Source organism: Pseudomonas mucoides (assembly GCF_015461845.1).
Taxonomy (GTDB): domain Bacteria; phylum Pseudomonadota; class Gammaproteobacteria; order Pseudomonadales; family Pseudomonadaceae; genus Aquipseudomonas; species Aquipseudomonas mucoides.
In genome coordinates this window covers 1,054,008-1,079,808 of sequence record NZ_JACOPW010000001.1, presented here as the reverse complement: position 1 = coordinate 1,079,808, position 25,801 = coordinate 1,054,008, and the positions used below count along the sequence as shown (strand labels likewise).

Annotated in this window: 24 protein-coding genes; 3 read left to right on the top strand and 21 right to left on the bottom strand. The window is 58.1% G+C overall.

Annotation, left to right across the window (positions count from 1 at the left end):
- Window positions 1-46: 46 nt before the first annotated feature.
- The 6 genes from H8F22_RS05080 to minC form a co-directional block, all read right to left on the bottom strand.
- Window positions 47-223, bottom strand: coding sequence for a hypothetical protein (locus tag H8F22_RS05080; protein ID WP_172825912.1), 177 nt, complete (start codon window positions 221-223; stop codon window positions 47-49).
- Between the two features lie 157 nt (window positions 224-380).
- Window positions 381-1,670, bottom strand: a complete 1,290-nt coding sequence (locus H8F22_RS05075) for a M18 family aminopeptidase (protein WP_027922480.1) — start codon at window positions 1,668-1,670, stop codon at window positions 381-383.
- 149 nt (window positions 1,671-1,819) lie between these two features.
- Window positions 1,820-2,455 carry an RluA family pseudouridine synthase gene (locus H8F22_RS05070; RefSeq protein WP_027922481.1) on the bottom strand — a complete coding sequence of 212 codons (636 nt, stop codon included), beginning with the start codon at window positions 2,453-2,455 and terminating at the stop codon, window positions 1,820-1,822.
- 90 nt (window positions 2,456-2,545) lie between these two features.
- Window positions 2,546-2,800, bottom strand: a complete 255-nt coding sequence (gene minE / locus H8F22_RS05065) for a cell division topological specificity factor MinE (protein ID WP_007944431.1) — start codon at window positions 2,798-2,800, stop codon at window positions 2,546-2,548.
- Window positions 2,800-3,612, bottom strand: coding sequence for a septum site-determining protein MinD (gene minD, locus H8F22_RS05060; protein ID WP_027922482.1), 813 nt, complete (start codon window positions 3,610-3,612; stop codon window positions 2,800-2,802). Before minD ends, minE begins: the two co-directional genes overlap by 1 nt.
- A 201-nt stretch (window positions 3,613-3,813) precedes the next feature.
- Window positions 3,814-4,551 (bottom strand): septum site-determining protein MinC, encoded by a 738-nt coding sequence (gene minC, locus H8F22_RS05055; protein WP_027922483.1) that lies wholly within the window; start codon window positions 4,549-4,551, stop codon window positions 3,814-3,816.
- A 118-nt stretch (window positions 4,552-4,669) separates the two neighbouring features.
- On the opposite strand from minC, the gene H8F22_RS05050 reads away from it, so the two are divergent.
- Window positions 4,670-5,602, top strand: coding sequence for a lipid A biosynthesis lauroyl acyltransferase (locus tag H8F22_RS05050; protein WP_027922484.1), 933 nt, complete (start codon window positions 4,670-4,672; stop codon window positions 5,600-5,602).
- A gap of 27 nt (window positions 5,603-5,629) precedes the next feature.
- Window positions 5,630-6,802: a patatin-like phospholipase family protein gene (locus tag H8F22_RS05045; protein WP_027922485.1), complete on the top strand. Its 1,173-nt coding sequence runs from the start codon at window positions 5,630-5,632 to the stop codon at window positions 6,800-6,802.
- A gap of 140 nt (window positions 6,803-6,942) precedes the next feature.
- Here H8F22_RS05045 and H8F22_RS05040 read toward each other — a convergent pair whose 3' ends face one another.
- From H8F22_RS05040 to puuE, 7 genes are all read right to left on the bottom strand, one after another.
- A complete protein-coding gene (locus tag H8F22_RS05040) occupies window positions 6,943-7,728 on the bottom strand; it encodes an outer membrane protein OmpK (protein ID WP_027922486.1) in 786 nt (261 codons plus the stop codon).
- Between the two features lie 500 nt (window positions 7,729-8,228).
- On the bottom strand, window positions 8,229-9,587 hold the full coding sequence (locus tag H8F22_RS05035) for a nucleobase:cation symporter-2 family protein (RefSeq protein ID WP_027922487.1): 1,359 nt from the start codon (window positions 9,585-9,587) through the stop codon (window positions 8,229-8,231).
- A 167-nt stretch (window positions 9,588-9,754) separates the two neighbouring features.
- On the bottom strand, window positions 9,755-11,056 hold the full coding sequence (locus H8F22_RS05030) for a urate hydroxylase PuuD (protein WP_027922488.1): 1,302 nt from the start codon (window positions 11,054-11,056) through the stop codon (window positions 9,755-9,757).
- 50 nt (window positions 11,057-11,106) lie between these two features.
- Window positions 11,107-11,610, bottom strand: coding sequence for an ureidoglycolate lyase (locus H8F22_RS05025; RefSeq protein ID WP_008146154.1), 504 nt, complete (start codon window positions 11,608-11,610; stop codon window positions 11,107-11,109).
- A 124-nt stretch (window positions 11,611-11,734) separates the two neighbouring features.
- The gene (gene alc / locus H8F22_RS05020) at window positions 11,735-12,730 is read right to left on the bottom strand and encodes an allantoicase (RefSeq protein WP_027922489.1); all 996 of its coding nucleotides are present in this window, start codon (window positions 12,728-12,730) and stop codon (window positions 11,735-11,737) included.
- A gap of 99 nt (window positions 12,731-12,829) precedes the next feature.
- A complete protein-coding gene (gene uraD / locus H8F22_RS05015) occupies window positions 12,830-13,345 on the bottom strand; it encodes a 2-oxo-4-hydroxy-4-carboxy-5-ureidoimidazoline decarboxylase (protein WP_059181344.1) in 516 nt (171 codons plus the stop codon).
- The gene (puuE, locus tag H8F22_RS05010; RefSeq protein ID WP_008031461.1) at window positions 13,342-14,268 is read right to left on the bottom strand and encodes an allantoinase PuuE; all 927 of its coding nucleotides are present in this window, start codon (window positions 14,266-14,268) and stop codon (window positions 13,342-13,344) included. Before puuE ends, uraD begins: the two co-directional genes overlap by 4 nt.
- A 418-nt stretch (window positions 14,269-14,686) precedes the next feature.
- Here puuE and uraH point away from each other — a divergent pair, with 418 nt between their 5' ends.
- Window positions 14,687-15,040, top strand: a complete 354-nt coding sequence (uraH, locus tag H8F22_RS05005) for a hydroxyisourate hydrolase (protein WP_194939810.1) — start codon at window positions 14,687-14,689, stop codon at window positions 15,038-15,040.
- 156 nt (window positions 15,041-15,196) lie between these two features.
- Here the strand turns inward: uraH and H8F22_RS05000 are convergent, their stop codons facing one another.
- The 8 genes from H8F22_RS05000 to H8F22_RS04965 all read right to left on the bottom strand — a co-directional run bounded on the left by H8F22_RS05000 (window position 15,197) and on the right by H8F22_RS04965 (window position 25,766).
- Window positions 15,197-16,813 carry a hypothetical protein gene (locus H8F22_RS05000; RefSeq protein ID WP_194939809.1) on the bottom strand — a complete coding sequence of 539 codons (1,617 nt, stop codon included), beginning with the start codon at window positions 16,811-16,813 and terminating at the stop codon, window positions 15,197-15,199.
- A 562-nt stretch (window positions 16,814-17,375) separates the two neighbouring features.
- Window positions 17,376-20,975, bottom strand: a complete 3,600-nt coding sequence (locus tag H8F22_RS04995) for a calcium-binding protein (protein ID WP_194939808.1) — start codon at window positions 20,973-20,975, stop codon at window positions 17,376-17,378.
- A gap of 207 nt (window positions 20,976-21,182) precedes the next feature.
- Window positions 21,183-21,812 carry a LysE family translocator gene (locus H8F22_RS04990; RefSeq protein WP_194939807.1) on the bottom strand — a complete coding sequence of 210 codons (630 nt, stop codon included), beginning with the start codon at window positions 21,810-21,812 and terminating at the stop codon, window positions 21,183-21,185.
- Window positions 21,813-21,891: 79 nt separating this feature from the next.
- Window positions 21,892-23,241, bottom strand: coding sequence for an NCS2 family permease (locus H8F22_RS04985; RefSeq protein WP_027922494.1), 1,350 nt, complete (start codon window positions 23,239-23,241; stop codon window positions 21,892-21,894).
- Window positions 23,242-23,704: 463 nt separating this feature from the next.
- Window positions 23,705-24,076, bottom strand: coding sequence for a glutathione S-transferase N-terminal domain-containing protein (locus H8F22_RS04980; RefSeq protein WP_027922495.1), 372 nt, complete (start codon window positions 24,074-24,076; stop codon window positions 23,705-23,707).
- Window positions 24,077-24,179: 103 nt separating this feature from the next.
- A complete protein-coding gene (gene folE / locus H8F22_RS04975) occupies window positions 24,180-24,725 on the bottom strand; it encodes a GTP cyclohydrolase I FolE (protein WP_003204506.1) in 546 nt (181 codons plus the stop codon).
- 77 nt (window positions 24,726-24,802) lie between these two features.
- Window positions 24,803-25,360, bottom strand: a complete 558-nt coding sequence (locus H8F22_RS04970) for a Smr/MutS family protein (protein WP_027922496.1) — start codon at window positions 25,358-25,360, stop codon at window positions 24,803-24,805.
- 85 nt (window positions 25,361-25,445) lie between these two features.
- Window positions 25,446-25,766 carry a hypothetical protein gene (locus tag H8F22_RS04965; protein ID WP_027922497.1) on the bottom strand — a complete coding sequence of 107 codons (321 nt, stop codon included), beginning with the start codon at window positions 25,764-25,766 and terminating at the stop codon, window positions 25,446-25,448.
- Window positions 25,767-25,801 lie beyond the last annotated feature (35 nt).

Sequence of the window (25,801 nt, the reverse complement as noted above, 5' to 3'; positions counted from 1 at the left end):
CCGAGTGTACGAGCCCGTCTAAATCAATGCGAGTCGGAGGTCGGATTTATTCGTTGAGTTTGGCGAGGATCTTGAAAACCACGGTGCCGAAAATGATCAGCATGCCAATCCACATGGCGAATACACCGGCGTTTTTGTCGCGAAAGTTGAAGCCGATGGCCAGCATGATCATCCCGACGAGGATCGGGATCAGCATGGCGTGAAACGAAGACATCGAGATCATGGAGACTGCCTTGTCTAAAGGAATAATTAAAGTTTAGGTGGCTTTGGGTGACCGAGAGTGATGTGAATCAAGCAAAGTACTTCGCGAGCAGGCTCACTCCTACAATTGAAATGCGTTCCAACTGTAGGAGCGAGCCTGCTCGCGAAGCTGTCGGGAATTACGGCAATTCCTGGCAGGCGTAGAACGCGCTCAGCACTTTGACCAGGTGCGCCAGGTCGTGGCTGCCGCACAGTTCACGGATCGAGTGCATGGCGAACGTCGGCAGGCCGATGTCCACGGTGCGCACGCCCAGGTGGCTGGCGGTGATCGGACCGATGGTCGAGCCACAGCCCATGTCGCTGCGCACCACAAAGCTTTGCACGGGCACTTCTTCGGCCATGCACAGATGACGGAAGAAACCGGCGGTTTCGCTGTTGGTGGCGTAGCGCTGGTTGCTGTTGACCTTGATCACCGGGCCGGCGTTGAGTTTCGGGCCGTGGTTGGCGTCATGCTTTTCCGCGTAGTTGGGGTGCACGCCGTGGGCGTTGTCGGCGGAAACCAACAGGGATTTCTGGATGGTGCGCACGAACTCGTCACCTTCAGGCAACAGGCGGCGCAGCGTCTGCTCGAGCATCGGGCCATCAGCGCCGCATGCAGAACAGGAGCCGACTTCTTCGTGGTCGTTGCACACCAGCACGCAGGTTTCGTCGGTTTCTGCGGTCAGCAACGCTTGCAGGCCGGCGTAGCACGACAGCAGGTTGTCGAGGCGCGCACCGGCGATGAAATCACCGTGCAGGCCGATGATCGCAGCGCTTTGGGTGTCGTAGAAACTCAGTTCGTAATCCAGCACGACGTCGGCGTTCAAACCGTGTTCCAGCGCCAACTGGTTGGTGAGCACAGCGCGGAAATCCACGCGCTCGTCACCGGCGAATTGCGCGAGGATCGGCGGCAATTCGGTCTGTGCGTTGATCGCCCAGCCCATGTTGGCTTCACGGTTAAGGTGAATCGCCAGGTTGGGAATGGTCGCGATGGGCGCCTTGAAGTCGATCAACTGGCTCTCGACCTTGCCATCACGGCGGAAGGTCACGCGGCCGGCGAGGGACAAGTCACGGTCGAACCACGGCGCCAGCAATGCACCGCCGTAGACTTCGACGCCCAATTGCCAGAAACCCTGGCGCTGCAGTTCAGGCTGGGGCTTGACCCGCAGGCACGGGCTGTCTGTGTGCGCGCCCACCAGGCGAATACCACCATGCAGCGGCGAATGACGGCCCATCTTGATCGCGACGATGGAGGAGTCGTTACGGGTGACGTAGTAACGGCCATTGGCTTCGGTGGTCCAGGGCTCGCGCTCATCGAGTCGCACGAAACCGGCCGCTTCCAGGCGCTGGACGAGGCTGGCAGTGGCATGGAACGGGGTAGGGGAGGCCTTGAGGAAGTCGATCAGGCCTTGGTTCAACTCTTCGCGCATAAGAAGCTCCAGACAGCAATGGCGCCAGTTTAACGTATTGGTCGGAGAATTGGCGGTGACTGATGTTGGGGTAGGCTCCGATATTGGATTTGTCGGAGAACCCTGTGGGAGCGGGCTTGCCCGCTCCCACAGGGTTTGCGCTCAATCACTTAGAACGGTGCCGGGCACTCGAAACGCAAGCGTTCACCGGTTTGCGGGTGGGTGAAGCTGAGCATGCTGGCGTGCAGACACAGGCGCGGCCAGGCGGCCAGGGCCTGCTCGTGGGCGTAGAGCCCGTCACCCAGCAGCGGGTGGCCGATGGAAAGCATGTGCACGCGCAGTTGGTGCGAGCGGCCGGTGATCGGCGTCAGCTCGACACGGCACCAGTCGCCACAGCGTTCCAGCACACGCCAGAACGTCAGGGCATGCTTGCCGAATTCGTGGTCAACCACATGGCGTGGCTTGGTCGGCGGGTCATAGCGCAAGGGCAGGTCGATGCTGCCGCTGTCCAGTTCCGGCTGACCCCAGCACAGCGCTGTGTAGGCTTTTTCGGTTTCGCGGTCGTGAAATTGCCGAGATAACTCGCGATGAGTGTCCGGGTCTCGGGCGAGAAGAATGATGCCGGAGGTTTCCCAGTCCAGGCGATGGACGATTCGCGCTTCCGGGTAGCCGTTTTCTTGCAGGCGGGTGATCAGGCAGTCCTTGTTGTCATCGGCCCGGCCAGGGACGGAGAGCAACAGGGTCGGTTTGTTCACCACCAGTACGGCGGCGTCCTGATGAAGGATGTGGACATTGGACAACGGCATTAAAACAGCCTCGTAACAAACGCCAACGGCGGCTCAAGTCCCTTCCAGTGTTAGAAGGGCCCTGAGCCGCCGTGGCTCCGACCGGATCGATTAACGATCCGGCAGGGTGATATTGAGTTCCAGAATCGAGCAGCTGCCCTGGTTTTCCAGAGCGACGTGCACGTCATCGGACCCGATATTGACGTACTTGCGGATCACTTCAACCAGTTCCTTCTGCAAGGCTGGCAGGTAGTCCGGCGTACTGCGTTGGCCGCGTTCATGCGCCACGATGATCTGTAGACGCTCTTTCGCTACCGATGCGGTACTTGGCTTCTTGTTGGCACGAAAGAAGTCAAAAATGTTCATTACCTACCTCCAAACAGGCGCTCGAAGAATCCCTTCTTCGTGACATCGAGGAAACGATGTTCCTTTTCTTTGCCCAGGAGGCGATCAACCGTATCGCTATAGGCCTGGCCCGCGTCGCTCTGGTCGTCGAGAATCACTGGCACACCCTGGTTGGAGGCTTTGAGGACCGCCTGGGATTCCGGGATCACGCCGAGCAATTTGATCGAGAGGATTTCCTTGACGTCTTCAACGCTGAGCATCTCGCCTTTCTCGACCCGCTCCGGGTGGTAGCGGGTAATCAGCAGGTGTTCCTTGATCTGCTCTTCGCCACGTTCGGCGCGACGGGATTTGCTGGCCAGCAGGCCCAGCATACGGTCCGAGTCACGTACCGAGGACACTTCCGGGTTGGTCACGACAATCGCTTCATCAGCGAAGTACATGGCCAGGTGGGCGCCTTTCTCGATGCCGGCCGGAGAGTCGCAGACCACGAATTCGAAGTCTTCTTTCAACGCCATCAGGACTCTTTCCACGCCTTCCACCGTCAGCGCGTCTTTGTCGCGGGTCTGGCTGGCGGCCAGGACGTAGAGGTTTTCCAGGCGCTTGTCTTTGATCAGGGCCTGTTGCAGGTTGGCTTCGCCGTTTACCACGTTGACGAAGTCATACACCACGCGACGCTCGCAACCCATGATCAGGTCGAGGTTACGCAGGCCGACGTCGAAGTCGACGATCACTGTTTTGTGACCACGCAGAGCGAGGCCGGTACCGATAGCGGCGCTGGTGGTGGTCTTACCCACACCACCCTTGCCGGATGTAACCACGAGAATCTTGGCCAAGGTGTTTCACCCCTAAGGAAAAAGGACTTTTAGCCCCTGAAAAACATCTCTTGAAAAACTACTGCAGTCGGACAGCCTTGGCTGGAATCCGGTCCTGGGCGGGGCTTACCTCCGGTAAACACTGCTTTTGGCCGTTTTCCTACTTCGTTTGAGCCGTTTTCGCTACGTTTTAGAGATGCTTGGAAAATGCGGCAGTATCCGTTAAAGCCGAATGATGTTCAACACGTCGCCGGACAGGCTGACTTGTACACCCGCGCCCCACAACGGGTCGCGACGCAGATCCTCGGAGACCTTGTAGTGGCCTGCGATGGACACCAGTTCAGCGCTCATTTGCTGACAGAAAATCCTGGCTTTCGTGTCGCCCTTGACGCCGGCCAGCACTCGACCGCGCATCGGGCCGTATACATGGATGTTCCCATCGGCGAGAAGTTCCGCGCCCGGGCTGACCGAGGAGATCACCACCAAATCGCAACCCTGGGCATAAATCTGCTGGCCACCCCGTACTGGCGACGTAATGATTTTCGTCGGTTTGATGGTCGGTTCCGGCGGTTTTTCCGGTTTTTTCTTCACCTGGCCTTCGAGAGGATCCAGCGCACGCTCACGGGCGCCGGACGGCGGCAGCACCGGCAGATCGACGGCAATGGCGGCCGCGATGTCTTCGATGCGGCTGGCGCGGATGGCCAGGGTGCGCAAGCCATGCTGGCGACAGACGCGCATCAGCCCCGGCAAATCCACCGAGCCTTCGCTGGCCGGGAGCTTGTCCAGGGCCAGCACCAGCGGGGCATTGCTGAAAAAGTTAGGCGCCTGTGCGACCTTGGCGGCCAATTGCCGATCAAGGTTCTCGAGGTCGTTGCGGGCCAGTTCCAGCACCGTAATGGCGAGCATGCTGCCCTTCAACTGGAACACGGGATCCTGGTCTTGCGGTTCGGTTTGGCTCATGGTCGGCATACAACGGCTTGTCACTAAAAGTGCCGAGACTTATAACGAGAACGCCCGCAAGCCGCAAGCCGGGTCGAACGATGTAGAATGCGCGGCCATTGTCTTTCCGGAACCTTTAATGGATCGCCCGCGTTTTCGAAAAACATTTCTAATGCCGCGTTTCTGGCCGCTGTGGTGTGGCTTGGGGCTGTTGTGGCTGATTGTTCAGTTGCCGTATCCGGCGTTGCTGTTCATCGGTCGCCTGCTCGGTGCCTTGATGTATCGGGTGGCCGGCGACCGACGGCGCATCGCCAAACGCAACCTTGAGCTGTGTTTCCCTGAAAAGTCGGCTGCCGAGCGCAAGCGCTTGCTCAAGGAAAACTTTGCCTCCACCGGCATCGCCTTCTTCGAAATGGCCATGAGCTGGTGGTGGTCGCGTCAGCGCCTGGCCAGACTGGCCCATGTCGAAGGCCTGGAACACCTGAAAAAGGCCCAGCACGACGGCAAGGGCGTGATCCTGATGGCGTTGCATTTCACTACGCTGGAAATCGGCGCGGCACTGTTGGGGCAGCAGCACACCATCGACGGCATGTACCGTGAGCACAAGAACCCGCTGTTCGACTACGTCCAGCGCCGGGGGCGCGAACGGCACAACCTCGATTCGCTGGCGGTCGAGCGCGACGATGTGCGCGGCATGCTCAAGCTGCTGCGCGCCGGCCGCGCGATCTGGTACGCACCGGATCAGGACTACGGCGCCAAGCAAAGTATTTTCGTGCCGCTGTTCGGCATTCAGGCGGCTACCGTGACCGCTACCAGCAAATTTGCGCGGCTGGGCAAGGCGTTGGTGGTGCCGTTCACTCAGGAGCGCCTGGCGGACGGCAGTGGCTATCGACTGGTGATCCATGCACCGCTCGAAGGTTTCCCCGGCGAGACCGAAGAGGCCGATTGCATCCGCATCAATCAGTGGGTCGAAGGTGCCTTGCGTGAATGTCCGGAGCAATACCTCTGGGCCCATCGCCGCTTCAAGAGCCGGCCACCCGGCGAGCCCAAGTTGTACAAAAAACGCGGTTGACCCCTTTAAGCGCCATGGAGTGTTGCGATGAGTCCTGCTGAACCGGTTACAGGGTTGATTCTTTCCGGCGGCGGGGCTCGAGCGGCGTATCAGGTGGGCGTGCTGGCGGCGATTGCCGAGTTGCTGCCGATGGGCGCGGCGAACCCGTTTCCCGTGATCGTCGGTACTTCGGCCGGGGCGATCAACGCGGTCAGCCTCGCCAGTGGCGCGATGGATTTTCGTGGCGCCATCGAGCGTTTGACCGCGTTCTGGCAGGGCTTTCGCAGCCATCTGGTGTTGCGCAGTGACTGGCCCGGCGTCATCCATCAGGCCAGCCGGTTTGTCAGTCACAGTTTGCTCGGGCTGGGCGCTCATGTGCCGGTGGCGTTGCTCAACAGTTCGCCGCTGCGCGGTTTACTCAATGACAAACTGAACATGGCCGGCATTGCCGAATCCATTGCCCACAAGCAATTACAGGCGGTCGCGGTGACGGCGTTCGGCTACGAGTCCGGTCAGGCGGTCACTTTCTATCAGGGCGGCGGCACCATCGATTCGTGGTTGCGCCATCGCCGCATCGGCGTTCCGACTCAATTGAGTGTCGAGCATTTGCTGGCCAGTTCGGCCATTCCGTTGTTGTTCGCCCCGGTGAAAATTGGCGAGGAATACTTCGGCGACGGTGCGGTGCGCCAATCCGCGCCGATCAGCCCGGCCCTGCACCTGGGCGCCAGTCGCGTGCTGGTGGTGGGTGTCAGCGGCAACCCGCGTGGTGTCGACCCGCAGCAGCCGCTGCAACGCGCCTACACCGGGCAACAGCCGACGCTGGCGCAGATCGGTGGGCACCTGCTCAACAGTACATTCATTGACAGCCTGGAAAGCGATATCGAGTTGTTGCAGCGTCTGAACCAGTTCAGCCACTTGATGCCCGCGGGTACGCCGACCCGTGCGCTGGGCGTGGCGCCGGTGGAGGTGTTGGTGATTTCGCCGAGTCAGCCGATCGATGAGATTGCGGCGCGGCATCGGCAGGAATTGCCGGCAGCGTTGCGCCTGTTTCTGCGTGGGCCGGGGGCAACGAAGACGAGCGGGGCGGGGGTGTTGAGTTACCTGCTGTTCGAGGCGGGGTATTGCAGCGAATTGATCGATCTGGGGCGGCGGGATGCGTTGGCCAAGCGTGAAGAGCTTTGCCGGTTTCTCGGGTTGGCGGAGTCTGTGGTTACAGCTTGAGATTGGCGGTGCGGCTATCGCGGGCAAGCCACGCTCCCACAGGGTTTTGTGTCGTTTACATCATTTGAGAACGACCTGAAACCCTGTGGGAGCGTGGCTTGCCCGCGATGGCGTCCTTGCAGACGCCACTTACAGCCGGATCAGAAGTGAACCTTGACCAGCAAGCTGGTCGCGCTCTGATCGGTCTTGAAGCCCTGGCTGTCTTCGATACCGTATTTGTTTTTCCAGTAGTCATACTCGACGCCGACGTACAACTGCTTCTCGCCCAGCTTCAGTGCCTTGCCCAGGTCATATTTGATCTGTGGGTTGAAGTGCAGGTTGGCGTGGTACTGACCTTCCTTGTTCACGTCGTTGTCGACCACCCAGTCCATGAACCCGTCGATCACGACGTCCGAGCTGCCCATCGGGATGGTGTAGGACCAGACCGGAGTGATCTGCCAGACGTTGTCACCCGCGCGGCCGCCTTCGGTGTGACGGTTGTAGAAGTTCAACTGGAAGTAGTCGAAGCCCGGGATGGACAGGTCGAAACCCGGACCGATCAGGTACGACTCGGTGTCGTCTTCGCCGAACTCATAGGTCATCGCCAGCAGGACGTCCTTGATCGGGCCGAACTCCAGCTTCTGGTCGAAAATCTTGCCGAACGACAAACGCGGGCTGAATTCACCGTAGTGGGTGTTCTTCCCCGCGAAGGCGTCTTCCTTGCCGTTGTAGAAGATTTTGTCGATGAAGAAGAAGTTGTCGCCGTACTTCCAGCCATCGGCGTGCTCGAAGGTCACTGTCTGCTGGATGTTCGGGTTGACCTGGAAATCCTTACCGTACAGGTAAGTCAGGCTGTTGGTCTGCCATTGCAGCAGGTCGCCGGCCATGGCCTGGCCGCCGGCCAGTAAAGATCCCGCGAGCATCAGGCTGGTGCACGTACGTTTCATTCGGTTGCTCCCAAAAAGTAGGTGGTTCCACGTTATTTTTTTAAGATCGGCGCTCTGGTGTGGCGCCTGTTTCTGTAGCGGTAAAAAATCATCCAGTCGGTCAGCTTTAATGCTGTTAGCAAGAGCTGCGCCAAGGCTTTCAAAAAGCAAAAAAACGCCCGCTCGGCTGCTCAAAAACAGTCGATTGAGAGGGGGGGTGGAGTGCCTTGGTACCGTCCAGAGCCGGGATAAGCTGGCTTTCTGGTCAGGAATTAAATCCGGGCTTTTTTTTAAAGCGGATTCAGGCGGCCGCGGAGAATACTGACTACTCGGCCAGGTCTCAAGTGCCCCGCAACAGCGCACCGACGACAGGTGTGGGGCACGGTTGGCGGAGGTTGGTCGCTCGTCGCAAAACGAGCGGCTTGAGTCGTTAAAAACCATCTGTTGCTTCCTCTTGTTTTTATTGTTGAGGCGCAGGCAGCCATGGGCTGCCAGAAGGCAGCCCTGTTCATGGGGGTTGATCAGTGCGTGTGTGCGGTGCAGTCGTTCATGGCCGCGCGCTCGGCGCCACCCAGAATGTTGAACAGCAGGTTCAGCGTCAGGGCGCTGATCGTGGCCATGGCGATACCGCTGTGGGTAATCGGGCTCATCCATACCGGCAGGTGGGCAAAGAACTCGGGGCGCACCACCGGGATCAACCCCATGCCGATGCTGACGGCCACCAACAGTTGATTCCGCCGGTCACCGATGTCGGCTTCCTGAAGAATCTTGATCCCGGTCGCGGCAACCATGCCGAACATCGCAATCGCCGCACCGCCGAGGACCGCTGGCGGAATCGACGCCACCAGGAAGGCGGCTTTGGGCAGCAGGCTCAAGACGATCAACAAGCCACCGGCGACGATGGTCACCGAACGGCAGCGCACGCCGGTCATCTGCACCAGGCCGATGTTCTGCGCGAAAGAGGAGTGGGTGAAGGTGTTGAAGAACCCGGCGAAGAACGAGGCGCCGGCATCACACAGCAAGCCGCGACGCAGCATCCGTGGGCAGACTTCCTGGCCGGTAATCTTGCCAAGGGCGAGGAACATCCCGGTGGACTCGACAAAGATGATCACCACCACCAGGCACATCGACAAAATCGGCGCGAGTTCAAACCTGGGCATGCCGAAATGCAGCGGGGTGACGAATTGCAGCCACGGCGCTTGCGCCATGCCGCTGAGGTCGACCATGCCGATCAGGCCGCAGAGCACGTAGCCCAGGCACATGCCGATCAGCACTGAAATATTGACCCAGAACCCGCGCATGAAACGGTGCACCAGCAAAATGGTGCCCAGCACCAGCGCGGCAATGGTCAGGTAAATAGGTGAACCGAATTGTGTGGCGCCCGCACCGCCACCAGCCCAATTGACGGCCACGGGGAACAGCGACAAACCGATGGAGGTGATGACCGTGCCGGTCACCAGAGGCGGGAAGAAGCGCACGACTTTGGACATGAACGGCGCGATGATCATGCCGAAGAACCCCGCAGCGATGGTCGCGCCGAAGATCCCTTGCAGACCGATCCCGGGCATGCCGGCCATGGCAACCATACTGCCGACGGCGGCGAAACTGGCGCCCATCATCACCGGCATGCGGATGCCCATCGGGCCGATTCCCAGCGATTGCACGATGGTCGCGATCCCGGCCACCAGCAAGTCGGCGTTAATCAGAAAGGCGATTTCTTCACGACTCAGGCCTGCGGCCTGTCCGATGATCAGCGGCACCGCGATGGCGCCGCCGTACATCAGCAAAACATGTTGCAGACCGACCAGGATCAGCTGCAAAAGGGGCAAACGCTGAATGGCGGGTGCGTCGGGGATGCGCGCTTCGGATAGCTCGGACATGCAACACCTCGGATCTTTTTTATTCTTGTGATTGAACAGCTGCCGGGTTGCTCACAGCTGTTTTTGCATCAGGGAAACCGCGTTGCGGCTATTCGCGAGCAGGCTCGCTCCCACAGGTATTGCACTACCCATGTGGAAGCGAGCCTGCTCGCAAAGCTTTTCAACGATTAATTGGTCTGGGCTCCCTGCACAATCCACGCACCGATCAGGTCACGTTCCTGCTGGGTCATCTGCGTGATGTTGCCCAGTGGCATGATCTGGCTGGTGACAGCCTGAGCCTGGATGCGCGGCGCGTTCTGGCGGATCTGCTCGGGGGTATCGAACATCACACCGGCAGGGGCGGCACTGAACAGCGGGCTGGTCGGTTTGGCCGAGTGGCAAACCGCGCAACGCTCCTGAATCACACTGTGGACCTTGTCGAAACCAGGGCCGGCGTTAGAGGCCTGAGCCGGTGCCGCGGCGGGTGCTTCTGCGGGTTTGGCTTCAGCGGGTTTCAAGCCACCGCCTACAGCCGTTTCCGGCAGCGGTTGGTATTCGATCTTCGCCGGCGCCTTGGCCACGTCCGGGCTGGTCATCGGCGCAGGGCCGGTGACGTAAGCCAGGCTGATCATGCCGACCGCTGCCACGGGCAAGGTCCAGGCAAATTTGTGGCTGTCGTGGCGGGTGTTGAAGTAGTGACGCACCAACACCGCCAGCACCGCGATCCCGGCCAGGATCAGCCAGTTGTATTGGCTGCCGTAGGTGCTCGGGAAGTGGTTGCTGATCATGATGAACAGCACCGGCAAGGTGAAGTAGTTGTTGTGACGCGAACGCAGCAAGCCTTTGGCTGGCAGTGCCGGATCCGGCGTGCGGTTCTCGGCAATCGCCGCGACCAGTGCGCGTTGCGCCGGCATGATGATGCGGAACACGTTGCCGACCATGATGGTGCCGATGATCGCGCCGACGTGCAGGTACGCGCCACGACCGCTGAACACTTTGCTGAAGCCGTAGGCCGCACCGATGATCAGCACGAACAGGATTGCGCCTAGCAGGGCAGGGCGTTTGCCCAGGGCCGAGTCGCACAGGAAGGAGTAAATGAACCAGCCGGCGAACAACGAACCGATACCCAGCAGGACCCCTTCAGGGCCGGTCAGGCTGCTGCCCGGTGCCAGCAGGTACAGCGTCGGGTTGGAGTAGAACACCACACACAGCAGCGCGATGCCTGACATCCAGGTGAAGTAGGCTTCCCATTTGAACCAGTGCAGGTTGTCCGGCATGGTCGGTGGAGCCAGTTTGTATTTTTCCAGGTGATAGATACCGCCGCCGTGGATCGCCCACAGATCGCCCGCCAGACCACTTTTCGGGTTGACCCGATTGAGGTTGTTTTCCAGCCAGACGAAATAGAACGACGCACCGATCCAGGCCACGCCAGTAATCATGTGAACCCAGCGCACGCTCAGGTTCAGCCATTCCAACAGATGTGCTTCCACAGTCTTTACCTCTCGCCTGTCACTCTGTTGTCGAGTGATCAGACCTTCTCTTATTGGTGGGGGGCGAGGATCAAACGCTCATCCTCTTTGAAAAAATGCTCATCGCAGTTATTGCCTGTGCCACTGCGATCAACCACCAGGAAGTCATCCCGCTTTTCGATCGTCAGCACCGGGTGGTGCCAGACGCCGCGATGGTAATTAATGCCCTGCCTGCCGTTGGTGACGAAGGCGCGGACCAAGCCTGATACAGGTTCATCGCCAAGTGGCGCGACCACGATCAGAAAAGGGTTGCCGAGCAGCGGAATAAACGCCTGGCTGCCCAGCGGGTGACGCTCCAGCATGCTGACGGTCAGCGGCATGTCCTGCGCGTCGGCGCGGAAGATGCTGATGATCGCGTTGTCCTCTGGTTTCGCGGTTTCCACCGTGGCCAGTTTATGGAAGCGCATGGTCGAACCGTTGTTGATCATGAAGTGATCGCTGCCGTCGGTTTCGATCACGTCACCGAAAGGGGCGAAGGCTTCTTTGGTCAGCGGTTCAATCGTCAGTGTGCGCATGCTGTTCTTATCCGAATTCTGTGTTGTTGGTTCTATCGTCATCGCTGGCAAGCCAGCTCCCACAGGTTGTGTGTACACCACAATTCCTTGTGGGAGCGGGCTTGCCCGCGATTAGAGGCGGCGCTTATTTAGCGACCTTGCCGAGAATACGCAGGCGGCTCACACCCCCATCCGGGAACACGTTCAGGCGAATGTGGGTGATCGGGCCCAGCGCCTTGATCTGCTCGGCGAAGGTGTGTTCGGCGTGCATTTCCAGTTTCTGCGCTGGCAGCAGTTCGCGCCAGAACAACGATTGGGTTTCGATCTGGCTGTCGGTGCCGCCTTTGACGAATGCGCCCTGGATCGAGCAGGTGTCCGGGTAGTTGCCCTTGAAGTGCAGGGTGTCGACGATGACTTTCTCGACTTCACCGGCATGGCCCAACGCGACAATCACCCAGTCATTGCCCGGGGTACGACGACGTGCAGTTTCCCAGCCGTCGCCCATGTTGATGCCACGGCCAGGGTTGAGGATGTTGCTCATGCGACCGAAGTGTTCGTCGGAGCAGGCGAGGGCGCGGCCACCATTCAGGGCAGCGGCCAGGTCGATTTGCTCATTGTCGCCCACCGCGGACCAGTCGCGGTGCGGCACGCCGTACACGCGCAGACGGGCCACGCCGCCATCCGGGTAGATGTTGAAACGCAGGTGGCTGAACGCCTGATCGTTGTTGATTTCGTGGAAGTGGTGGCTGTTGCCTTGCAGCTCGACGGCCGACAGCACTTCAACCCACTGGGTGTTTTCAGTCGGCTCGCCTTCAGCCAGGAAACAGGCTTCCAGGGAGGCCGACGGCGGGAAGTTGCCGGTGAAGAATGAAGTGTCGATGTCCACGCCTTTGATCGAGCCCGGTACACCGAGGCGAATCACGGCGCTGTCGTAGCCTTCGAAGCGCTTGCGGCGCGACTCCCAGCCGTCCATCCACTTGCCGTTGTCATCGAACACGCCTTCTTTCCACACAGCCGGGGTCGGCTGGAACAGGCGGTTGGCATCAGCGAACCAGTCATCGGTGACCGAGATGATTTTGGTGCCCAGGCGGGCGTCGGCCAGGTTGACGAACTTCTCGAAAGGTACGGCGTAAGCTTTCATTCTTCTTGTCTGCCTTTAATAAGTTGGCTTGGGATGCTTGCAGCGCCTTGGGCGATTGCTGCGTTCAATTTCGCCCGGGCTTTTTACAAGGGCTGCTCGCTATAGGGTCAGTAAACGGAACAACGCAATCTTGTTGATCTCTGCCAGCGCGCATTTGAATTCGGTCTCTGCCGAGTTGTGAATGCGCGTTTCGAACGCCGCGAGGATCTGATGCCGGTTGCTGCCTTTTACCGCCATGATGAAGGGAAACTTGAACTTGGCTTTGTAGGCGTCGTTCAGCTCGGTGAAGCGCTGGAACTCTTCGGCCGTGCATTGGTGAATACCGGCGCCAGCCTGTTCGTTGGTGCTGGCTTCGGTCAGTTGGCCCTGGACGGCGGCTTTGCCGGCCAGGTCCGGGTGAGCGTTGATCAAGGCCAGTTGGCTTTGATGATCGGCGCTCAACAGGATGTCGCTCATGCGCTGGTGCAGGGTTTCGATTTCGTCGATCGAGGCGTCCTGGCCCAGGTCGAAGGCCTTTTCGGCCACCCATGGCGAATGTTCGTAGATGTCGGCGAAGGCGGCGACGTATGCATCGCGGCTCAGGCTCGATGGCTTCAGCGTTTGAAAGGTGCTCATTGGGCAGCCCCTTGGTACGGGTGGGTTTCGTGCCAGTGGCGAGCGATGTCGACGCGACGGCTGAACCACACCTGTTCATGACTTTTAGCGTATTCGATAAAGCGCTTGAGCGAAGCCAGACGCGCCGGACGGCCGATCAGGCGGCAGTGCAGGCCGATCGACAGCATCTTCGGTGCTTCGGCGCCTTCGGCGTACAGGACGTCAAAGGCGTCCTTGAGGTATTCAAAAAAGTCGTCGCCCTTGTTGAAACCCTGAACCTGGGTAAAACGCATGTCGTTGGTGTCCAGCGTGTACGGGATCACCAGGTGCGGCTTGCCGGTCGGATTGTTGGGTTCCCAGTAGGGCAGGTCGTCGTCGTAGGTGTCGCAGTCGTAGAGGAAACCGCCTTCTTCCATCACCAGGCGACGGGTGTTCGGGCCGGTGCGGCCGGTGTACCAGCCCAGCGGGCGTTCACCGGTGATTTCGGTCAGGACGCGGATCGCTTCAAGCATGTGCTCGCGTTCCTGCGCTTCGTCCATGTACTGGTAGTCGATCCAGCGGTAACCGTGGCTGCAGATTTCATGGCCGGCATCGACCATCGCGCGGATCACGTCCGGGTGGCGCTGGGCGGCCATGGCGACGGCGAAGATGGTCAGCGGAATATCGAATTCCTTGAACAGTTTCAGAATCCGCCAGACGCCGGCACGGCTGCCATACTCGTAAAGGGATTCCATGCTCATGTTGCGCGCGCCTTGCAGCGGCTGCGCCGAAACCATCTCGGAGAGGAAGGCTTCAGATTCTTTGTCGCCGTGCAGGATATTGCGTTCGCCACCTTCCTCGTAATTGAGCACGAAAGACAGAGCGATGCGGGCATTGCCCGGCCAGTGTGGGTGAGGAGGGTTACTGCCGTAACCGATCAGGTCGCGTGGGTAGTCAGCGCTCACTGCAGTCTTCCTTCTTGTTCGTTGACAGGTTGTGTGGCGCCTGGCGGTGAAATGACAGGCTGGCGTCACAGCGATGGGCTGATTGTATACAACTTTATATTCGATTTGTAAGCCTGAATTTCTGCATTTTTCGCGAACTGTCATGAATAGCTGGTATTGCAAGAAACCTGCCTGACTGGTCAGCTATAGGATAGAAGCTCCGCTGATCGTATGGCGTGGCCATAAATTTGCCGCAGATTCCCGACTGGCGGGCATGGCGGGAAATATGTCGTTTTTATTGTGTACAATTTTTTTTAAAAGTGTCTTAATCAGTCGCTCGCCGCAGTGATTCGTGCTCCGAATCGGTGCGGTCTCCTTTTCAACTGACTTCGGGAGGTGCGAGGCCTGACTGCTCCACGCAGGCAGGCGCGCAGAATCAATGGGACGTTTGACTACACACGTTTTAGACGCTGCACACGGTTGCCCGGGCAACTCGATCAAGGTCGAGCTGTACCGCGTTGAAGGTTCGCACCTGGAATTGGTCGCCAGCGCGACAACCAACAGCGATGGCCGTGTCGATGCACCGCTGCTGCAAGGCGATGACTACCGCACCGGGGTCTATCAGGTTCAGTTCCATGCGGGCGATTACTATCGCGCCCGTGGCGTTCAGTTGCCGGAGCCGGCGTTTCTCGATGTAGTGGTGCTGCGTTTCGGCATCTCTGCGGAACAGGATCACTACCATGTGCCGCTGCTGATTTCGCCATACAGCTATTCCACGTATCGCGGCAGCTGATCCCCCAAGCAGCTGCCTCAACCTGGAAGCGACTGCGCATATAGCTTCTTTGGTCTTTCGCCCGCTCACACTGCGGGCTTTTTTTATCTTGTGTTCGGCACGGATACCTTTGGGCTGCACCCCGCTGTCGGAAGGCGAGGTGCGCACGTTTCGCTATCAGCGTTCCTTGATGATAAACACCGAAGGACGTCCAGCGAGCAGGTGCTGGACACCGCCTATGAGCCATACCACATCACCCTTCGCATCGGCGGCAACCAGCGACTGGTGGGCTTCGGCGCCGACTCGCGTCTTCAGCAGAGGGTCGTCAAGCTCTGGAATGGACGGCGGCAGGATTTCAATCGCATCGGTCTCCACACGTCCCAGTTTCAAAAAGTACACCTTGTCGTGATTAGGCCTTTTAAATACCAGTGTTGGGGGCGTGAGCTGAACACTCTCTACGTGTGCGGGAAGAAAGACCTTGTAACCGCTGTGGCCCAGTATCGAAGCGAGCAACAACGAAAGTCGCCCCGGCGCGTTGGGCAACTCGACGTAGAACTGCCAGGCATGAGTGCCCTCGGGGTTGAAGTTCAACTGCTGTAAGGGCGTCACGGAATCCGGAGTGTGTAATTCGACGATTCGTCTGGCGCCATCATTGCCGGACGCAACAGGCAACATGTCCAAAGGGTCGCCGAGCCGCGGCACGCCCAGTGTCGAGTTGCCCTCCCAGTAGCGAAAGGTCTGCTTCATTCGGGCCAAACCGCTGCCGTTGAACTCCGCCGACTCGCTGGATAGCTCGAATAGTCGCTTGGCGACAGCGCGGGATGTCGGCTCGGTGAAGCCTTTGTAAACATCCGCAACCTGTTGCGTCAGTGTTTTTTCGAAGAGCCGAGCAGCACCGTCGACTTTCCGGGTATTTGTACCGGCGTGGTAGCTGGTGGCGACGGGTTGCAACGAAGGTGCTTCCTGCAACATGCGCTCGAAGGCCTCGAAGCGCGAGGGCGCAAATCCCGGGTGTTGAATGAAAACGAGGGGGAGCTGATCGGCCATCGGCCCCTTTGGCACGATCGGATAATGCAGTTGGCCGATCATTATGGATTCCACCGAATCAGGCTTGGTTATTTTCCCCCAGGAGGCCCATAAATACGGGTTGTCATTCAAGGTGGCAGCAGGAGGGTTGTTATCGGCCACGGGATTGGCCGCCTCGACCTGTTCGTCCAGGCGAGGGCGCTTGCCTGGCATGGGGCCTGAATCTTCGGCGTCTGAGGCTGGGGTGTTGGTTGCCTTGCGTTGCCAAAGTGTCATCCCTTCAATATTTTCGAGTAACGGGCCCGAAGGGATCAATTCGCTCGTCGAGGAGGCCTGATAGTGGCCGTCCGTATTTTTGCGGACCATGACCGCGCCTTCTTCCGTCACGTCGACATAGGTTCTTTTCAGCTTGTCGTAACGAATGCCGTTGGCGTCGGGCTGCGTCAGTTTGTCGGCCAGGTGCCGAGGAATGATCTCCAGCGTTTCCGACCTCGCGGGTACGCTTGCGATGGGAAGGGCCATGCCCTCGCGAGTGATTCTCCACTGTGGCTGGCCAGGCACCTTCGTGAGGACCGGGCCGGGTTGGCCCGGGGCAAATGGAAGGGGCACCTGGTAGTCGCCCCTTGCGTTTGCCCTGATCAGAAAAATGCCTTCCTCTCCAATATCGGCGTAAAGCTGTTGCTGGCGGCTCATGAAAAGCCCGGTGTCGGCGATGTTGAATAGTTCGTCGACCTTGTTCCGAGGCCAGGAAATCATGCGGGTAGCCATCTCGGCATCGCTTGTAGCGTTAGCCGGCATGTCGTGAACGACGACAGGCTGACGAGGCAAGGTACTGTGCGACGAACCTGGCACGTTGACGTCGGAAACGGGATTGGTGTCTCCCCGCGATGTGCCAACCGTTGCGGCGTGATTGTCTCCTCGTACCCGGCTGTCTTCTGACGAAGACCTTGGAAGTGTTGTCGAGGAGTCAGGTGTATTGGACGTTGACACTCTTTTTGGCGGTTTGGCCATCGGACGTATTCCTGGATGTTTATATAAGTGGGTAATGTTTAAACAATAAGTATCGGAGGCCCGATACCGGGCGTTTGATAATGGGGGCCGGCCGACCCTGGCCACATCATCCTCAGGAGCGCGTCTGGGGGAGGACGATGAAGTGCCAGGCGTATTGGGGCTGGGGATTTTCTCTCTTGAGAAGGTACGGCCCCGGAAAACACGGTGGTTAGTTTTGATTGGATCAGCCGTCGAGAGGCTATAGATATGTATAGGGTGTGGCGGTATTTGCTACAAAAGACGTCCGCCTGATCCTGAGGTTTGATGTCTTGTGCTAGTGCTATAAACGTTTGCAGTTGTCTAAAAGTATCCGCAGATCGGCGGCGCTTACCGGAGGGGTGGAACGGGTGCCTAACTCTATCAACTCATAACAGTGTGCGAGTTGGTGGGCGCACCGGTGTAAAGGCACCAGGTCGGCGTAAAGGATCGTGCGGGACTTGTCTGTATCAAGTATCCAGCGACGGTCCGTCACGTTGTAAGACAGACTGCCGGCAGTACCGTCTCTCAGGGCTATGTTTCGAACGATGAGGTCTTCCATTTCCAAGGCCCTCAGTTCTGCCAATAGGGCGCCTTCGTTCAGAACGTCACCTTTGAAGTACCGGCCATCCAGTGAGTCAATGTAGACCTCGTCGAAATCCAGATCGATTTTATAGACAACGCCATCGGGCGTGATGACCCGTATCTGATCGATCAAATCTTGTGGGTCGTTGTAGCGCGGAAGGTGGATAACGGTATGTCCGATCAGCAAACAGTCTTCCACCCGTTTGATTCTGGTGTAAGCGAGGCTCGTTGCATCGAATTCCCAGGTAGACGCCGAAGGCGATTTGAGGATGGCGTTCGCTCGAGCACCTGGCGTTGAAATGCCTAGCGTCATTTCGGAGCTGAGGTGGACAAGGTACGTCGAGCCGCCACCCTCCAGATGTTCGATGGTTGTTTGTTCAGGGTAAGCGACCAGTTTGACGCACTTCTCTCGGTCGCCCAGCTGATGGGCTTCGTTGTCCAGGGGCTGACAATAAATAGACGTTCCATCTCTGGCCGCCAGTGGCAGCGGCACTTGGCGGGTGCGCTCCATTGGACCGTTTATCTCGAACTGATCGTTGGAAAAAACCGAATCAGGCAGGGAGGGGGGGGCGACTCTATACGAAACACCGTCATTCATGATCAGAAGAACAGGTTGGTTCAACACGTTGGTGGGGCGCGTCAGTCGGCTTGTGATTCTCTGGTCGCCGCCCCCGATAGAACTGGCGAGGTTGTTGATAGTCAATCGCTGACTGTCAAAGTGAAAGGTCACAGCGCATTCTTTATACAGGATGCGATCAAAGTCACGTTGGCGTATCAGGTCTACCTTGAAGTAAGCCTCGACCCGCGTCAGTTCATGGCTGGCATATTCCAGATACAGGGTTGCCAGCGTATTTATGCTTCGTTGTTTTACTGTCAGGACCGTATGGTTATTGAGTCGCGAAACAAAATAACTCGTGTTCTTGTCATGTGCGATCGTGTATTCGCGGTTGTAAAGTATCACCGGGTTTTGAGTTTTTCCCTGCTGGGTAATGACTGTTTCAATTTCGAGGGAGCCAGCAGTCTCGATGGTTTCGGGGAGTTCAGGCATCAAATGAAACCCGTCCTTTGTAACGAACGTCAGTTTCCTGTTCTGCAGTTGCCGTCGATTGTTGGCTGTTTTATAGACGCCCTTGATGTAGACATCCCTCTCTTTAAGATCGTCGAGATCAAAGCCTGAAGTGATGACCAGTTCGTGATTGTCGATTTTCCAGCTTTTTATCAGGTCCATTCTCCAGTCAAGTGCAATGACGCTCTCGTCCACGCCATCTTCAGTAATGAATACGTTGCCGGACTTATGGGACACCGCGTAGTGATCCTTTCCGGGACCACCAGAGGCACTACCTTCATTGTTCAGGAGATAGATTTTGTCATCCCCGGCGCCCGCCTCAATGGTGTCGCGCCCGCGCGATTTGATGACATTCGGACCGCCTGTACCGATGACCCTGTTTTGCGCACCGGCCAGGGTTTCAACGTTCTCGATGCTCTCCAGAAGCGTGTGCCGATAGTTGAAATGGCCCTCGTTGGCCTGGTCACGGGTAATGATGGACAGTCGTCCATCGTTCAGATCGATGAAATACCCGAATCTTTGCCGGTTGCCCTCAAGGTAGCTTCCGGTAACGACTAGCGTATCGCTGCCCAAACCACCTTTCAGAAGTGTGGGCAGAGGGTCTTTTGGACCGTTTTTGAGAAGCTCGGCGGCGCCTTCGAAGATGAACTCATCGTCTTTCTCACCCCCGGTCAGTTGCTTGATGCCTGCGCCGTAATAGAATCTGTTTGGCTTTTTTTCAACACCCACGATGGTGTCGTCGCCGCCCCCCATAAACCACACCGCACCTTTGTTTTCTCCTGGCGTTCCGAACTCGGCGCCGGGCATGTCGTCAGTCACACCGTCCCGAGCATCAATCGTGTCGTTACTATCAATGACGTGCGGTTTCTGTACGGTTTTATATAGGTACTGTTGCGCCTCCCAATCGAAGCTAGGCACCTGTGTCGGCTTTAACTCGACCTTGAACTTGCCGTTTACAATGACTTCTGTACTGTCTTTTAATTTTCCTTCCAGTAATTTTCGAGCGGTCGCTTGTAACAGTCTCGAATGTACAACGGTTGATTTGGCAATTGCATGGCGGGTTTGTATGTTGTCGTCCGGGGTGATTCCCCAAAAGGCGAACCAGCCCGTGCGCAGGCGCTCATGGGTAGTAAGTTCAATGTAATCATCGATATCGTCGACAACGCGTACCGCCGCATAGACCTGAGAACCTGCCACCAGCAGAAGTCCGGCCGTCAGCCCCACCGGGCCGATAAAGGAGAAGCCTGCCAATGCGGCAGCACCCAGAATCAACGTCATGGCCGCGCTGGTCACGCTCAAGCCAGCGGCGACATAGTGATCAATGGCTTCTTTGCCTGTGGTTGCCGCGGCGCTATTAAAGGATTTGATGGCGGACATGACATCGAAGGGCAATGTCAGTGCGCTCGCGATCAGACCCGCGCTACGCCCCAGTCGAACGCCGAAGCTGGTTTTGGCAAAATCCCCGTAGGCTTTTTGCCCAGCGTCGATCATGTATTTTGCTTGCTTGGTGACCGCCACTTCGACGGCTAATGAAGTGACTTCCGCTGAAGTGCTGAGGCTGTTGAATACGACTTCGCCATGATCTTTTCTTGCAATGGCGTCTTGCAGGCCGCGCAGACCGCTGTAAATGCCGAAGGCCTGAAGCCCGGTCCCCATGCTGACCATGCTGCTACTTTTGATCCGATTCACCCAGGGAGGTGTGGTTTTGGACAAGTGCGCGTGGCGTATATCAAGCCTCTGCGCCGCGTTCAGCAGCTTGTCCAGTTTGTGGCGGTACTGTTCAGGATCGGCAAGTAGATCAGGTAATTCTCTTAACAGGGGCGGAGCCGTTAGTGGGCGTTGAGACGCCATTTCAAACAGCAAGGAAGGCAGGGCGTAATCATCCCTGGCGCCGGTGAAGCGCATACGCGCTTCAATAAACACAGGGTCAAATTGCAAGGCGTTGATAAAAGACCGCTTGGGGTGCCGAAAGAACGTGTTTTGACCGTTCAATCCCTGACCATTTGAGGTCGCGCCCAGTGCATCCAGTGCGCACCGGGTGATCGAATGGGCGCCTATTTTTATAGGGCCGAACAACTCATCAATGACGCGTAGCTGGCTTTTATTGGCGTTTGTTTGTTGCGGGGCGGAGGCGATGCTTACTTTGTCGAAATCAATAGTGGTTGGGGAGTGCTCATTGGCCTGCAGGTTAATATCCGTCACTTCGACAGCATTGTAGTGATCGGGATCGGGGGATTGGAAAACCATTGCCATAGGAACTTCCTTTTCCTGGCGTTGTGTGCAAAATCGCAGTGCCATGGTAGGAGGAGTTCTGAAAAGACAACGATATATATGTATATCGCGTGTTGCGGTTTGTTGCGGGGAGTGGTTGAAGTGTTGCCATCCTTGGCAATCAATTCTTAGTGCGGTGGTGTTAATAAACGCCTGTTGAGTTGAATCGCCGGGTTAATACTGATCCGATCAGTGGTTGCTTAATAAGGAGGCCGCGCCCGCTCCACTGAAAAGTCCTGCGCTCACCCGGTTAAACCAACTTTGTCCTTTGCCACTGCGTAAATACCTGGCTGCACCATGAGCGCCCAGCCCATAAGCCAATTTGCACACCAGATCGAGCACGGTCCAGGTCGCAATCATCACCAGCAACTGCGGCAAAAACGCTTGTTCCGCGTTCAAAAACTGCGGTAAGAAAGCGGCAAAAAACAGAATGTCTTTCGGATTGCTCGCACCCAGCACAAACGCTCGGCCGAACAGCGCACGAAAACGTGGCACCGGCGCCGCCTGAGGCACTTCGGCACCCACCGATGGCTGACGCGATTGTTGCCAGCTCTGCCAGGCGAGGTAGAACAGGTAGAGCGCGCCGACGATTTTCAACGCGCTGAACAACTGTTCCGACGCCAGCAGCAAGGCGCCCAGACCCAGCGCGGAAGCACTGAGCAAGCAGATCGAAGCAATCACGCCACCGAGAAATGCTGGGTAAGAACGGCGCAAACCGTAATTCAGACTGTTGCTGATCATTAGCAATGACAGGGGCCCAGGGATCAGGATTACCACCAGCGCAGCGCCGCTGAACAGCAGCCAGGTTTCCAGACTCATCACTTTCCTCCATTTGTGCAAAAGCCCCACCCGGTGGGGTGAGGCTGTTTTGAAACACTGTTTGTGAAACGTAGGCGGCTTACAAGAAAATGAACTTGGCGATGAAGATCGCGCAAAGCACCCACAAGCTGACGGAGATTTCCTTGTACTTACCGGTGCCGGCCTTCAACGCCACGTAGGTGATGAAACCCAGCGCAATACCGTCAGCGACCGAGAAGGTCAGCGGCATCATGATCGCGGTCACGATGGCCGGAATGCTGTCGGTTGCTTCGTCCCATTCGATGTGCTTCATACCGCCCATCATCAGCATCGCCACATAAATCAGCGCGCCGGCGGTGGCATAGGCGGGAATCATGCCGGCCAGTGGTGCGAAGAACATCGCCGCAATAAATAGCACACCCACGGTCACGGCGGTAAGACCTGTCCGACCACCCGCGGCAACACCCGCGGCACTTTCAACATAACTGGTGACCGGCGGAACACCCACAATCGCACCAAAGACGCTGGATGCACTGTCGGCTTTCATGGCGCGGGAGAGGTTTTCGATCCGCCCGTCGGCGCCGACCAGGTTGGCGCGCTGGGCTACGCCCATCAGGGTGCCGGCGGTGTCGAACATGTGCACGAAGAGGAACGCCAGGACCACGCTGATCATGCTGACGTTGAACACGCCGGCCAGGTTCATCGCCATCCAGGTCGGGGCCAGGCTCGGCGGGGCCGACATGATGCCCTCGTAGTGCACCAGGCCCAGGCCCCAACCGGCCAGGGTCACGGTGATGATGCTGATGAGGATCGCGCCGAACACTTTGTGGTAGCTGAGAATGGCGATCATCAGGAAGCAGATGGCGGCGAGCAACGGGCCGGGTTCGCGCAGGGAGCCGAGTTTGATCAGGGTGGCCGGGCTATCGACGACGATGCCCGCAGTCTTCAGGCCGATCAGCCCCAGGAACAAACCGACGCCGGCGCCCATGGCGAAGCGCAGGCTCACGGGAATGCTATTCAGCAGCCATTCGCGAATCCTGGAAAAGGTCAGGATCATGAACAACACACCGGAGACAAACACCGCGCCGAGGGCGGTTTCCCAGTTGTAGCCCATGGTGCCGACCACGGTGTAGGTAAAGAAAGCGTTCAGGCCCATGCCTGGTGCCAGGCCGACCGGCCAGTTGGCGTAGAGGCCCATCAACAGGCAACCCAGTGCGGCGGCGATGCAGGTCGCCACAAATGCGGCGCCGTGATCGATCCCGGCGTCGGCCATGATGTTAGGGTTGACGAAGATGATGTAAGCCATGGTGATGAAGGTTGTCAGACCGGCAATCAGCTCGGTCTTCACCGTGGTGCCATGCAAGGTGAGTTTGAAGATGCGCTCAAGCAAGCCATTGCGTAACGGCGGCGAGAGTTCCAGCGTCGATGCTTCGGATTTGCGGCTTTCCACAGCGAGTACTCCTCAAGAGTTTTATTGTTATTTCCAGGACCGGACCCATGAGGGTGGCAGCGGACCTTTGAGGCACTTGCGAATATGTTGACCGGCTGGTCAGGAACTCGCACGAAGTGGATTATGCTTTTGTATACAAAGAAAGCAAATAATGTTTTTGATTTTGTTTACGAAAATGTTGGCGATAGGGATATATCGCCTGTGCGGACCCCTTCGCGAGCAGGCTCGCTCTCACAGTTAATTGCATTTCCCTGAAAGAACTCGGTCACCTGTGGGAGCGAGCCTGCTCGCGAAGGGGCCAGACCCGCCACTAAAAGTGGGCGGCTGAAGCGGTCTGAGGGGAGGGCAGAAACAAATAAACCGGCGCAAGGGCCGGTTTATTTTTGACTGGGGGTTGTGGTGACTGTATCGGCGTCATCGCGAGCCTGCTCGCGATGGCGTCAGTCAGCTCACCACAAAGCCATCAAGCAGCCGCAAACCGCTTGTCCAGATAATCAATGATCACCTTGGACTCATACATCCAAGTGGTCTGGCCATTTTCTTCAATGCGCAGGCACGGCACCTTGATCTTGCCACCTTGCTCCAGCAGGGCCTGGCGATCCTGTTCGTTGTTCTTTGCATCACGCAGTGTCACCGGCACATTCAGGCGACGCAGGCTGCGGCGGGTTTTCACGCAGAACGGGCAGGCGTGGAATTGGTACAGGGTCAGGTCCTTGGCAGCGGAGTTGACCTTGGCCTGAGCCTCGGCGGGGCGCTGCTTCTTGCCCGGACGGGTGATGAAGTCGATGAAGATGATCAGTTGGCCAAGGCCGACACGAAGCGCTTTTACGAACACGTTGAAAGCCTCACGGTGCGAATGAAGAAGGGCGCGCAGCTTACCTGATTTTTTCAGACGAAAAAAAACCGGCGATGAATGCCGGTTTTCTTCGTGCCGCACGTTACTTGATCAGGCTGAGAAACTCGCTGCGGGTGGCGGCGTTTTCGCGGAACTCACCGAGCATCACCGAAGTGATCATCGACGAATTCTGTTTCTCCACACCGCGCATCATCATGCACATGTGCTTGGCCTCGATCACCACCGCAACGCCCAGGGCGCCGGTGACTTGCTGGACCGCATCGGCGATCTGGCGGCTGAGGTTTTCCTGGATCTGCAGGCGGCGAGCGTACATGTCGACGATTCGCGCCACTTTCGACAGGCCCAATACTTTGCCGCTCGGGATGTAAGCGACGTGTGCCTTGCCGATGAACGGAAGCAGGTGGTGTTCGCACAACGAGTACAACTCGATGTCCTTGACCAGCACCATTTCGCTGTTGTCGGAGCTGAACAAGGCACCGTTGGTGACTTCTTCGAGCGTCTGTTCATAACCGCGGCAGAGGTACTGCATGGCTTTGGCGGCACGTTTTGGCGTGTCGAGCAGGCCCTCGCGGGAGACGTCCTCGCCCAGTTGGCCGAGAATCGCGGTGTAATTCTGTTCCAGGGACATGAAACTACCTGTGGGGATTTTCGCAAAGGGCAAGGGTACGGTGGCAAACACGGCGCTGCAAGCATGATGCGACAGCTTTACTCGTCGCGACCTTCCATCATGGTGCGTTTGAGCATCACATAAACCGCCCCGGCGCCGCCATGTTTAGCCTGGCACGAGGTGAAGCCGAGCACCTGTGAATGCTGGCGCAACCACGTGTTGACGTGACTCTTGATCATCGGCCGCTTGCCGTCCAGACGCACGGCTTTGCCGTGAGTGACGCGCACGCAGCGAATTTCGAACCTGGTCGCTTCGGCCAGAAACGCCCAGAGGGTTTCCCGGGCCTTTTCCACGCTCATGCCGTGCAGGTCGAGGCTGCCCTCGAACGGAATCTGCCCGATCTTGAGCTTGCGCATCTGGCTTTCCTGGACACCGTCACGGGCCCACATCAATTCGTCTTCCGGGCCGACATCGATGACGAACTGATCGGACAGCCCATCCACGGTGGTGGCATCGGTACGAATGGTTGCGGCTTGACGCAGCTTGGCGATTTGCGCGCGGTCGGCCTTGGGTTTGCCGGTTTCGGCGCGATCGTGCTTGATCGGCTTGACGCCTTGGATCGCACTTTTGAACAGGGAAAAATCGTCGTCTTGCATGTCAGCCTCCGCGAAGGTCGGCCAGTTTACCCAAGTCGAGGCGCTATCCATAACAATTGAGGCCCGGCAGATGCCAGGCCTCGGTTCAATCGTGTTTTTTCATCAGGTGCGGGGACATGTTCAGCTCACGCGACTGACGCGACCGGCGTCGGCAGCGACGCCACAGCCACACGCCGAGGTACAGCACGAACAGGCCGACCGCCAGGACCACTGCCGCACCGGTGCGGCTGGTATTCAGTTCGCCCAGCGCAGGTGCGTGGCCGAGCAGGCTGGCGGCAGCAGCCATGGCGAGCAATACACCGCACGTTGCCAGCAACGCGGCAAACGCCGCGCCAATACGAAAACGCCAGTTGCGTTGGCCTTTGGGCCGCAAGCGGCGAGCGTCAAAACCATCGGATAACTTCATTCCGACCTTCCTCAATGGGTATCGGCCCTTCGACC

Coding starts and splice junctions, on each gene's coding strand:
- H8F22_RS05035 (WP_027922487.1), bottom strand. CDS start 9,587: ATGTCCGAGCTATCCGAAGCGCGCATCCCCGACGCACCCGCCATTCAG.
- alc (WP_027922489.1), bottom strand. CDS start 12,730: ATGAAAGCTTACGCCGTACCTTTCGAGAAGTTCGTCAACCTGGCCGAC.
- H8F22_RS05075 (WP_027922480.1), bottom strand. CDS start 1,670: ATGCGCGAAGAGTTGAACCAAGGCCTGATCGACTTCCTCAAGGCCTCC.
- folE (WP_003204506.1), bottom strand. CDS start 24,725: ATGTCCCTGGAACAGAATTACACCGCGATTCTCGGCCAACTGGGCGAG.
- H8F22_RS05000 (WP_194939809.1), bottom strand. CDS start 16,813: ATGGCTACCCGCATGATTTCCTGGCCTCGGAACAAGGTCGACGAACTA.
- uraH (WP_194939810.1), top strand. CDS start 14,687: ATGGGACGTTTGACTACACACGTTTTAGACGCTGCACACGGTTGCCCG.
- H8F22_RS04995 (WP_194939808.1), bottom strand. CDS start 20,975: ATGGCAATGGTTTTCCAATCCCCCGATCCCGATCACTACAATGCTGTC.
- minE (WP_007944431.1), bottom strand. CDS start 2,800: ATGAACATTTTTGACTTCTTTCGTGCCAACAAGAAGCCAAGTACCGCA.
- uraD (WP_059181344.1), bottom strand. CDS start 13,345: ATGAGCACCTTTCAAACGCTGAAGCCATCGAGCCTGAGCCGCGATGCA.
- minC (WP_027922483.1), bottom strand. CDS start 4,551: ATGAGCCAAACCGAACCGCAAGACCAGGATCCCGTGTTCCAGTTGAAG.
- H8F22_RS05080 (WP_172825912.1), bottom strand. CDS start 223: ATGATCTCGATGTCTTCGTTTCACGCCATGCTGATCCCGATCCTCGTC.
- H8F22_RS04965 (WP_027922497.1), bottom strand. CDS start 25,766: ATGAAGTTATCCGATGGTTTTGACGCTCGCCGCTTGCGGCCCAAAGGC.
- H8F22_RS04970 (WP_027922496.1), bottom strand. CDS start 25,360: ATGCAAGACGACGATTTTTCCCTGTTCAAAAGTGCGATCCAAGGCGTC.
- H8F22_RS05025 (WP_008146154.1), bottom strand. CDS start 11,610: ATGCGCACACTGACGATTGAACCGCTGACCAAAGAAGCCTTCGCCCCT.
- H8F22_RS05050 (WP_027922484.1), top strand. CDS start 4,670: ATGGATCGCCCGCGTTTTCGAAAAACATTTCTAATGCCGCGTTTCTGG.
- H8F22_RS05045 (WP_027922485.1), top strand. CDS start 5,630: ATGAGTCCTGCTGAACCGGTTACAGGGTTGATTCTTTCCGGCGGCGGG.
- H8F22_RS04990 (WP_194939807.1), bottom strand. CDS start 21,812: ATGAGTCTGGAAACCTGGCTGCTGTTCAGCGGCGCTGCGCTGGTGGTA.
- H8F22_RS05070 (WP_027922481.1), bottom strand. CDS start 2,455: ATGCCGTTGTCCAATGTCCACATCCTTCATCAGGACGCCGCCGTACTG.
- H8F22_RS05040 (WP_027922486.1), bottom strand. CDS start 7,728: ATGAAACGTACGTGCACCAGCCTGATGCTCGCGGGATCTTTACTGGCC.